The sequence below is a fragment of the Kangiella sp. genome (assembly GCF_048265365.1).
GTDB lineage: Bacteria > Pseudomonadota > Gammaproteobacteria > Enterobacterales > Kangiellaceae > Kangiella.
Window position 1 is genome coordinate 1 of record NZ_JBLXBT010000020.1, and the last position, 10,781, is coordinate 10,781.

Consider the following 10,781-nt stretch of genomic DNA (forward strand, 5'->3'; position numbering starts at 1 on the left):
TACTCGACACGAGAGGAAGCGAAAGGTGAAATATTTAATTTTATTGAGATGTTCTACAATCCGATAAAACGACATTCGCATACAGGTGGCGTGTCACCTGCTAAGTTCGAAGAAAAGTATTTTTTAGAAGTTCCTACTGTCTAGCAAACTCTGGGAAGTCCAGTACTCTTTCATGATTAAATCCTCTATTATTAATACATTAAAACTAAGCATTGAGGTTCATGACCTCAATGCTTTAAAATTTACTTTTCAGTCTTAACTTGCTCGCCCACTTTCACCAGCTCACTAAATTCCTTTTGAGTAGTACCATAGGAAGCAGCTGTTCCTTGAGAATTCATAAAGGTTGCAACAAACCCTACTTTGGCAATATCTTTTTTATATTCAGGGTTTGAAGTCACTTGACGAGCAACTTCATCCCATTTTTCAACGATGCTATCAGGAGTGTTTTTGTTAAAGAAAACCGCGAACTGGTAAGCAGGAAAAGTAAAGTCAACTCCTTGCTCTTTGTAAGTCGGAATATTAGGTGCATTTTCTGCTCTCACTTCTGTAGGTTCTCCTAACAAACGAAAATCACCAGAGTCTAAATACTGTTGAGTACCTACATAAAGCTTGGGGATAACATCAACATACCCGCCTAACAAAGCGCTTGTTTTTGCTGCACCACCGCCCACATCCACAAGATTAAATTTAGCCCCAGTTTCAATAGCCAATTTATTAAACATAAAATAAGTAAATGCACCGTATTCAGTCGCCGCCTTTAACTTACCTGGATTTGTTTTTGCTTTTGCAATCAAATCCTTTATATCTTTTATCTCAGAATCCCCTGATACATAAAGCCCAACAGTGCCATCCATAACAATAGTTGGACCAGGTTTAAAACCATCATAAGAATAAGGTGCAACTTTTGTTAGATAACTCGTAATAATTCCTTGATGGGTATATATAATTTTGTATCCATCAGATTTTCCTTCATAAACCATGCGAGAACCGTTATAACCACCAGCGCCACCAACATTCACAATAACTACCGGCTTTTTAAGTATTTTCTGGGCATATTTCGCAAAAATACGGGCAGATAAATCTGTGCCGCCCCCTGCTCCTGCAGGCACTACCAACTCAACAGCTTTGGATGGATAATCATCTGCTGTTGCGTGACCCGATAACCCTAACGCCATAAGAACACTCATTGTAAATACAGTTTTTTTCATTGTGTTACTCCTTCATTTTTATTTTCATATGTAACAAGCGACAATTAAAAGAATCCATAACTCAGTAAAACTAACCTTTCTTTTCACTCAACTTACTTTTTTAGAGCCAATGCAGTTTTAACTAGAGGGATAATCAAGGTTAGTGCAGCAATAATTAGGAATGAAAGCGCAATAGGATGTTCAAAGAAAGAAAGGAAATCCCCTTCCGTCAGCATCATGCCTCGACGCAGGTTTGTTTCGACAATAGGGCCTAAGATAAAACCCAGAATAGCTGGCGCAATTGGCATACCCGACTTTGTCATCAAGTATCCCATCAGACCAAAAATCACAATAGTTTGAACATTAAAGATCTGGCTATTAGCGGCAAAAGCTCCCACAGTACACATTAAGACAATGATAGGAAGCAAAAAATATTTGGGAATACGAAGTAATCGAACATATATTCGAATACCAAGAAACTCCAATACCAACATAATCACGTTAGCAACTAAACAGGCAGCGAAAATAGTGTAAACAAGGTTAGCATTGCTATGAAAAAGTAACGGACCTGGAGTAAGTCCATGTATCATGAACCCTCCCAATAACATCGCGGTCACTCCATCACCAGGAATGCCAAGAGCAAGTAATGGGATAAGCGCGCCACCGATCGTTGCGTTATTTGCAGCTTCCGATGCTACAATTCCATGAGGGTGCCCTTGACCAAATTTTTCTGGCGTTTTAGACGATTTCTTAGCCGCTATATAAGATAATATGCCAGATGCCGATCCGCCTATACCGGGTAATATTCCAATAAATAAGCCAATAGCACTTGAGCGCAATAGGTTCCATTTTTGCTCAAAGAACTCTTTCCAACTAAACCCAAAACCTTTGATTTTAGAAACGGTAATTGGATTCTGCTGATCTCTGCGTCCAAAGCGTTCTGCGGCAAGCAAAACTTCTGTAATGGCAAACATGCCAATCAAGACAGCCAGCAGGTTAAATCCGGATGTTAAATCTTCAATTCCTAAAGTAAAGCGGCGAGCCCCGTCAATAGGTGCAATGCCGACAGTAGAAAAGGCAAGCCCTGCCATTCCACTTAATAGCCCTTTTACCATTGATCCTGTCGACAAGGCTGCGATCATAGTGAGGGCAAAAATGCTGACGGCAAAATATTCAATTGGTGAAAACTTTAAAGTGATTTTTGCTAACATTGGAGCAATAAATAACAAGGCAATAAAAGCAATCAACCCACCAAGAAATGAAAATACAATCCCCAATCCAAGCGCCTTACCAGCTTCACCATTGCGCGCCATTGGTGTACCATCAAACGTCGTCGATATAGACGATGGTGTTCCTGGTATATTGAGCAATATTGCCGAAATTAGCCCGCCCGAAACAGCACCAATATACAAGCTTACTAGCAACGTCATGGCAGCATTAGCTCCCATCGCGAATGTCACGGGAAGGAATAGCGCTACAGCCATAGCTGCAGACAACCCCGGAATAGAACCAAACAAAATCCCTACAGAAACACCTAAAAACATCAATAAAATAGAACTTGGCTGCAGGACACCCAATAAAGCATGAGAAAAAACATCAAACATAGAGCCCCCTAGTCCAGTAAGCCTTGTGGCAACATGACATTAAATGAATTCACAAAAAGAAAATTGATAAGAACCGCAGCAGCAACAGAACTTAATAAATATGCCGCTTGATACTTAATTCCTCTCTGATTATCAGGAACACTGACATTAAGTTGAAGGTAGAGATAAATAGCTGAAGCTGGAATAAATCCAATAGGTTCTATTGAAAACACATAAATCAGCAACAAAACGAATGTCATAACAACAGGGTGAAACGACTTTTTTCCATCTGTAGCGCCCTCGCTCTGTAAAGCATTTTTCTGTCTCAAGACATAAATACTCTTTATCGTTTGTACCAACCCTAGAACAAAGGTTAGTCCAGCAATAACCTTTGGCACAAAATCAGGTCCTAGTTTAGAAAAACCTGCCTGCTCTATATTTAAGACTTGGCAGTAATAAGCAATTGATCCTAATAGAAAAACTAGCCCTACTAAGATATCTTTGTATCGAGATATATTCATGATGTAATCAGCTCCACTCATGACTATTATTGTTTTTTAAAAATATCGAAAATCACACCGCCTTCGATATACAAATAATAAATCATGAGTCAACGAATGTTCACAGAATGAAGTAATCCACGGGTATATCCCAATGCAAAAGCCATAAAACGTTCACGCCCTTCATCTAAGTCAGAAACAGGTACATGGTCAGGACATAGAGGGCCGCGATATCCACCGCGCTGATACGCTTTAATAGCAGCATGCATATCGACATCTCCTTCATCAGGGAATACTTCCTGAAAATCCAAATAGCCACCACGAATATTTCTGAAATGAACCATGAAAATACGCCCTGTTGAGGCAAATTCTTCAATAATGTCAGTCATTTTTTTACCAGGATCACGAAACATTTCAGCAACAGTGCCCTGACAGAAGTTTAGCCCATGATTTTTACTTGAAGATAAAGACAAGAACCTTCTTAAACCCTCAGCAGAACCAACAACATGCTCTACACCATTTAAGCCACCTATTGGATAGGCCGGATCATGAGGGTGACAAGCAAGACGAACACCTGCCGCATCAGCAGCAGGAACCAAACCCTCAACTAAAAATTCAATAGCATCCCAACCTTTTCCCTCGGTCACTTCAGGAATGTCTCGAGCCATTTTTTGACCACATAACAAAGATGAGTCAGATTCTCCATCGTCCTGATTTGTTGGGTATCCTACCCCCCAATATGAATGCTCTTTATCTGCCTCTAAAGAGTATTCATCAAAACAAAAACCTGAATTTTGACATCCCCCTCGCCCCGGTTTTAAACCAGTACGAGTGATCCCAACCATTTGAACGTTATATTTTAAACAGCTAATACCAGCATCTGCTGCAATTTGAATATTTTGAGCCAAAATATTACGCTGCTTCTTAGCACTCTCTAAATCAGTCATTGAGTCCAGTAAAATAGAGCCAACATCTAAGGCAAACACATCCAACTCCAAGCCAAAAGACTCCACCCACTTTCTGTACTCGGTTAAGCGTCGAACATCCCATTGAGTTACTGGGCCTTGCGCAGATACTAAGCTCGTCCCTCTATTATCAAGCACGACTTTTTGCACACCGAACTGCGCAGATAAACGAAGACGCTGCTCACTTGGATTAAGCAACTGCTCACTGATATACATAACTTTAAGCCCTCTATTTTAAAAACCTCACCAAGGTAACGCCTTTAAAAAGTACGATTCGATTATTTTTATTTAAAATACGATGTGACTTAGGGAAGACATCGAGTGAATTAAAATTATCACATTGTGAAATTTTGTCAAACAAAAAATAATAATAAATTCACTATGTGGAAAACAGCTCCTGTATCTCCTATCTTCCACTGCCATTGAAAAAAATTAGTATCACTATGTGATTTTTATTTAGAATGGTGGCTCTATACCATCTGCATAAGAGCCACATATAAGCAGCCCAAAAACTAGAACCTTTGGAATAAAAATGTCAGAAGTAAAAAATAACCGCGGAACGCAGCTATTAGACAAGGCCTTAAATATCATTGATGTCATAGCAAACTCGACAAACCGTCCAAAAGTAAAAGATCTTGTCGAGATAACGGGTTATCCAAAACCCACCTTATATCGTATTCTGTCAACGCTCTGCACTAGAGGAATGCTGCAGGTTGATGGAAGAGATCAGGCCTATCAATTAGGACCGAGATTCAATGAACTATCACAGTCTTTTTCTCGTTATCCTATACTGAAAGCAGCAAGCGATAATTTATTAAGAGAGTTATCTGATTTTGCGCGAGAAACCGTCTCTCTTGGCGTGCTTGACGGACACCAAGTTCGAATTATCATGAGACATGGTCCCTATTTAAATGAGGGTAATCTTGCCGAAAGCAGCCTAGGATTGAGACCTCTACACTGCACCGCTTTAGGAAAAGTATTACTAGCCTACAGTGACATTCGGCACCAATCTGAATTACTTGATTCAATTGAATTAAAAGCCGTGACTGATAGTAGTATCACTGAATCAGAAGAACTAAAACGACAGCTGCCTGCCATAAAAAGACAAGGCTACGCCATAGAAAGAAATGAAATCATAGAGGGTGTAACCTGCGTGGCGGCGCCGATATTAGACAAAAATCATAAACTCATTGCTGCTATCAGTATTTCAGCACCTACATTTAGAACACAGGCCCAACGCCTGCAATCTCTCATCGACTTTCTCGTTACTAATTCAATACAAATTAGCAATCAGTTACGTAAAATAGAATTTCACCCAACACACCAATATGCACAAGATACCTACCTGCAACAGTGGCCAACAAAACTATTTGAACCAACCCAACTCATAAAACAAGAAAACAGCCTATATATAGCTGACAAATATGGTTCAAATGTCTTTCGTATTAACCCAGATGGCACAGACATTCTAGTTTGGCATGGTGATCATCACATCACGTCTTTAGCCGTTTACTCTACTCATGCGCATATTGCATTTTCTAATCAGGTGTTCAAGCTAGCACTTCAAAACGGACAACTTTCCGAGACGCCTATTTTTTTCACAGACGAAGACATGGAAATACTCTGGGGTTACCAAACCAATAATGGAGATAATTGGCTATATCTACGCTCCCATCATCAACGAAAGCTGATTCAGTTAAACGAAGAAGGAGAATTACAGTCTGAGCAAGAAATTCATTTTCCAATGAAATCTCTATCTGTTGATCATTTAGGAAATATGGCGGGTCTTGATATGGAAAACAATGCCTTAGTCCTACTAGCAGATAAAGGAAGAATGCTTACTACAGCACGAATACTCTGCTTTCTACCCAATGAGTGGCATGGAGTTGCTCAACGTATTTTTCATACCCCAGAAGGCAATATTTGGGTCACTGCGTCAAATAGCTGGTCTATTTTACAGTGCGACAATATAAAAGATGAAAGCGCACATTTCACTTATTATTCAGTACCGTCACCGACAGTCCATTCCATCCTATTTGAAAACTTAAATGAAATTATCGTTGCCGCAGGACGCTATCAACTACCCTATGCAACATTAAGCCGCTTACAAGGACAAAGTGATCTTTATTCTCTTACTATATAAAATTATCAAAAATAAAAATACCATATTGTGATAACAAAAAATATTGTGTATCGTTATGTGATAACAAAATAACAATATAGCGAGCATAATATGAATAGCATATCTCCTATCATTCGCCTTGATGATAACGACAATGTCATCATTGCCAGAATACCAATATCAGCAGGAACCGTTATTAAAAGCGAATCACTGTCAGTATTAAACGATATTGACCAAGGACATAAAATAGCTAGCCGATTTTTATCCGCTGGCACACCCATCCTGAAATACAACACAGTTATTGGTTACGCCTCGGAAGATATCCATTCTGGAACTTGGGTACATAGCCACAATATTCGCTTTGATGAAGTGAGCAAAGATTACGCATTTTCTAAGCACTACATTCCTACCAATTATATTCCTGAATCTGAACGCGCAACCTTTCAAGGCATTGTCCGAGAAGATGGCCGAGTAGCGACTCGCAATTATCTAGGTGTATTTGTTGTCGGTAACTGTGGAGCAACAACAGCTCGCATGATTTCCAACTATTTTGATGATGAACGACTTGAAAGTTACTCAAATGTCGATGGAGTCATCCCCTATGTCCATGAAATGGGTTGTGGGATGGAAATGACAGGAGAGCCAATGGATCTACTTCGTCGAACGTTAGCAGGCTACATCCGTCATCCAAATACAGCTGGAGCACTAATCATCGCACTTGGGTGTGAGCGCAACAATTTAGCTGGTTTTTTAGAGCAAGAAAGTTTGACTACTGGAAAAATGTTAAAAACATTGGTCATGCAAGAACTCGGTGGTACAGCTAACACTATACAATTAGGTAAGCAAATTATTAAAAAAATGCTCCCAATTGCAAATAAAATTCATAGAGAAACAGTTTCTGCAGAACATATAATCGTAGGCTTGCAATGTGGAGGTTCCGATGGATTATCAGGCCTTTCCGCCAACCCAGCTCTAGGTAAAGCAGTTGATATTTTAGTTCGCAATGGCGGCACGGCAATACTATCAGAGACCTCAGAAATATTTGGTGTTGAACACACACTAACCACTAGAGCCGTTACTCCTGAAGTCGGTCAAAAACTTATTGATCGAATTAACTGGTGGTTGGAGTACAACAAAGGAAAAGACACTCAAATTAATGGCCGTGTATCACCGGGAAACCATGCAGGAGGACTCGCTAATGTTCTTGAAAAATCCCTTGGTGGTGCGAAAAAAGGTGGGAACAGTCCATTAATGGAAGTATACAAATACGCTGAATCAGTTACTCAAAAAGGCCTTGTCTTCATGGATACCCCTGGTTACGACCCAGTATCAGCAACAGGACAGCTAGCTGGTGGTGCAAATCTTATTTGCTTTACTACAGGGCGAGGTTCTTGCTTTGGTTCTTTCCCTGCACCAACTATCAAGTTGGCCAGTAATACACCTATGTATTTACGTATGGTAAATGATATGGACATCAACTGTGGAGCTGTTATTGACGGGGATAAGAGCCTCGAGCAAATGGGCCAAGAGATTTTCCAAGCCATGTTAGACGTCGCATCAGGCCTGCAAAGTAAAAGTGAGGAGATTGGTGTAGGTGAAAATGAATTTGCGCCTTGGCCTATCGGTGTGTTGGCTTAAGAGGAAATAATTATGTCAAAGTTAGAGACTAATCGCAGCCAACGCTGGCTGGGGCGAGATGATTTTCGCACCCATAACCATAGATCTAGGCTCATGCAAATGGGTTATGCTCCTGAGGACTGGGAAGGTAAACCGATTGTTGCCATTGTTAATAATTGGTCTGATTTCAACCCTTGCCATATGCACTTTAAGCAACGTGTTGAAGAGGTAAAGCGCGGAGTTTTTCAAAGCGGCGGATTCCCTTTAGAACTACCTACTATTTCACTTGGTGAAAATCTCATTAAGCCTTCAGCATTACTTTATCGCAATCTTCTTGCTATGGAAGTAGAAGAGATGGTCAGGGCACTCCCTATCGATGGTATCGTTTTACTTGGTGGTTGCGATAAAACAACACCGGCGATGCTAATGGGGGCAACCAGTGTCGATTTACCTACTATATTCCTTCCTGCTGGCCCTATGTTGCGTGGCAATCATGCAGGAAAATCTTTGGGCTCAGGGTCTGATGCGTTCAAATATTGGGACGAAAAGCGAGCCGGCCTTCTATCTGATGAAAATTGGGATGGCATTATCAGTGGTATTGCTCGCACACCTGGAACCTGTATGACTATGGGAACAGCAAGCACAATGACAGCCATTGCAGAAGCAATAGGCATGACGCTTCCTGGTGCATCGTCAATCCCCGCAGTCGATGCACAACATCAACGAATGGCAGCACAATGTGGCCGTCGAATTGTAGAATTAATCCAACAAAATATAAGACCCAGCGATATATTTACTCGACTCTCTTTTTTAAATGGCATTACCGTTGCCATGGCTATGGGCTGCTCCACAAACGCAATAATTCATCTCATTGCGCAGAGTAAACGAGCAGGTCATCCTGTGACATTAGATGACTTTGACAGAATAAGTCGTGTAGTTCCCGTCGTAGCTAATGTTAGACCAAATGGGGAAAGCCATTATCTTATGGAGGATTTTTACTATGCGGGTGGTTTATGCGCGCTAATGAAGCAAGTATCTCACCTCCTTAACCTTGATGAAAAAACGGTCAATGGGCAATCTCTAGGAGCTAATATTGAATCAGCCAAAGTGTTTAATAACGATGTAATTCGACCTATTAACAACCCCATTTATAGCGAAGGTTCTCTAGCAGTACTTAAAGGAAATATTGCTCCTGATGGATGCGTTATAAAACCAAGTGCAATGAGCCAAAAATTCCTTACTCATGAAGGAACTGTTTTAGTATTTGACAGCTATCCAGAAATGAAAACAGCACTCGAAAGTGATGCCTTAAACATTACACCTGACCATGTCATTATTTTACGTAATGCTGGGCCGCAAGGTGGGCCAGGAATGCCTGAATGGGGAATGATTCCTATCCCTAACAAACTCGTTAAGCAAGGGGTCCGTGACATGTTACGAATTTCTGATGCTCGAATGAGTGGTACTAGCTATGGTGCTTGTGTATTACATGTCTCACCAGAAAGCTATATCGGTGGCCCCCTAGCTCTCGTCAGGAATGGTGACATAATTCGTCTTGATGTAGTAAATCGTCGTTTAGATATACTGGTTAGCGATACTGAACTTGCTCATAGAAAAACTCAATGGGTAAAAAGAAAGCCGCCCTATCAAAGAGGGTATGGCTGGATGTATTCTCAACATATACAACAAGCAAATGAAGGATGTGATTTTGATTATCTCGAATCGACCTTTGGCGAAACCCAAGGGGAACCTGACATCTTTTAGCTAAAAAACTCAAAATAGAAGCACCAAAAAGTCAAATAACTTCGGATCTAGCCAACTGGGTCCATACCAAAGAATACCAAAAAACTATAACTCCCCCTCATAACGCCCCCACCAAGTCCCGCCATTGCTGACGATACAGGTTCAGCAGTGGTTTTATTTGTGCGTCACACATAGCGAGGCTGAGTCGGCCTTTTAGTTTTAGGCTTTTGTTAGACAGCAAGGCTGCGCCGCCGGAGGTGCCGGTAACATCGCGGGAGGCGTAAATTTCGTTTTGACTGCGCATACAAGCCAATAAGGTGAGGAAGTTAATATTATTGCTAAACGCGCCTTCGACAATCACGGTGTCGCTGCTGTCCATCAGGTCTAAACAATAATCCGTCATCAAAGCCACATACACATCGGCCAGCGCAGACTGCATGGCAGGTGTTAACTCAATGCCGCGATCAATAATGCGCCCTCCACAATGAGCAAACGGCCCGCCACCTTTGGCAAAGGCAGGGATGGCCAAAATGCCGTGTTCGAGGATAAAGCTCACGTCGCTCAAGGTGGCTTTGCTGTCGCTGCGCAGTTGCTCCCATTCTCGTCCGCCCATGAAACGAATCGTCGGGGTAGCGCGGCCAAGAGCGTCCACATTGGCAAGCATGTCTTTGTCTTCGTGTAATGAATCCAGCTTGCCATTGATGGTGGCGATAACTGTCCAAGTGCCGCTAGACACTACGGTGAGTTTTTCCATCGGCTGACCGATGTAAGGCACTAACGAGGCGTTGGAGTCATGGATGCCATTGAAAATGACACAACTCGTAGGCAAGCCAATTTCTTTGGCTAAGTCAGGCAAGATGGTACCAAGCTTGGCGCCCGTCTCTATGACTTCAGGAAAGCGCTCCGCCCATTTTTGTTGTTCACAAAAAGTAGAAAACTGACAGCTGGTCGGATTCCACAGATCGGTATGACAACCTAACGAGGTGACTTCAGCGGCTTTATTTCCACTGAGTTTATAGCCCCAATATTGCGGATACAAGAGTAACGAATCGACTGTTGCAAAC

General features: G+C 41.5%; 8 protein-coding genes and 1 pseudogene. 4 read left to right on the forward strand and 5 right to left on the reverse strand.

Features of this window, described 5'->3' with window-relative positions; genetic code table 11:
- Window positions 1-144 (forward strand): IS3 family transposase (locus ACN0VI_RS15200; RefSeq protein WP_417447395.1); only part of this gene is annotated, 144 nt, incomplete at its 5' end.
- A 98-nt stretch (window positions 145-242) separates the two neighbouring features.
- Here the strand turns inward: ACN0VI_RS15200 and ACN0VI_RS15205 are convergent.
- The 4 genes from ACN0VI_RS15205 to ACN0VI_RS15220 all read right to left on the reverse strand — a co-directional run bounded on the left by ACN0VI_RS15205 (window position 243) and on the right by ACN0VI_RS15220 (window position 4,451).
- A complete protein-coding gene (locus tag ACN0VI_RS15205) occupies window positions 243-1,208 on the reverse strand; it encodes a tripartite tricarboxylate transporter substrate binding protein (protein WP_417447388.1) in 966 nt (321 codons plus the stop codon).
- Window positions 1,209-1,300: 92 nt separating this feature from the next.
- A complete protein-coding gene (locus tag ACN0VI_RS15210; protein WP_417447389.1) occupies window positions 1,301-2,791 on the reverse strand; it encodes a tripartite tricarboxylate transporter permease in 1,491 nt (496 codons plus the stop codon).
- Between the two features lie 8 nt (window positions 2,792-2,799).
- Window positions 2,800-3,312, reverse strand: a complete 513-nt coding sequence (locus tag ACN0VI_RS15215) for a tripartite tricarboxylate transporter TctB family protein (RefSeq protein ID WP_417447390.1) — start codon at window positions 3,310-3,312, stop codon at window positions 2,800-2,802.
- 68 nt (window positions 3,313-3,380) lie between these two features.
- The gene (locus ACN0VI_RS15220) at window positions 3,381-4,451 is read right to left on the reverse strand and encodes a mannonate dehydratase (protein WP_417447391.1); all 1,071 of its coding nucleotides are present in this window, start codon (window positions 4,449-4,451) and stop codon (window positions 3,381-3,383) included.
- A gap of 316 nt (window positions 4,452-4,767) precedes the next feature.
- On the opposite strand from ACN0VI_RS15220, the gene ACN0VI_RS15225 reads away from it, so the two are divergent.
- The 3 genes from ACN0VI_RS15225 (at window position 4,768) to araD (ending at window position 9,738) form a co-directional block, all read left to right on the forward strand.
- Window positions 4,768-6,378: an IclR family transcriptional regulator gene (locus ACN0VI_RS15225; RefSeq protein ID WP_417447392.1), complete on the forward strand. Its 1,611-nt coding sequence runs from the start codon at window positions 4,768-4,770 to the stop codon at window positions 6,376-6,378.
- A gap of 90 nt (window positions 6,379-6,468) precedes the next feature.
- Complete coding sequence (locus ACN0VI_RS15230; protein ID WP_417447393.1) at window positions 6,469-7,995, forward strand: UxaA family hydrolase; 1,527 nt, start codon at window positions 6,469-6,471, stop codon at window positions 7,993-7,995.
- Between the two features lie 12 nt (window positions 7,996-8,007).
- Window positions 8,008-9,738 (forward strand): L-arabinonate dehydratase, encoded by a 1,731-nt coding sequence (gene araD / locus ACN0VI_RS15235; protein WP_417447394.1) that lies wholly within the window; start codon window positions 8,008-8,010, stop codon window positions 9,736-9,738.
- A 97-nt stretch (window positions 9,739-9,835) separates the two neighbouring features.
- On the opposite strand, the pseudogene ACN0VI_RS15240 reads toward araD, so the two are convergent.
- Window positions 9,836-10,781 (reverse strand): annotated as a pseudogene (locus ACN0VI_RS15240) (hypothetical protein); the annotation flags it as partial.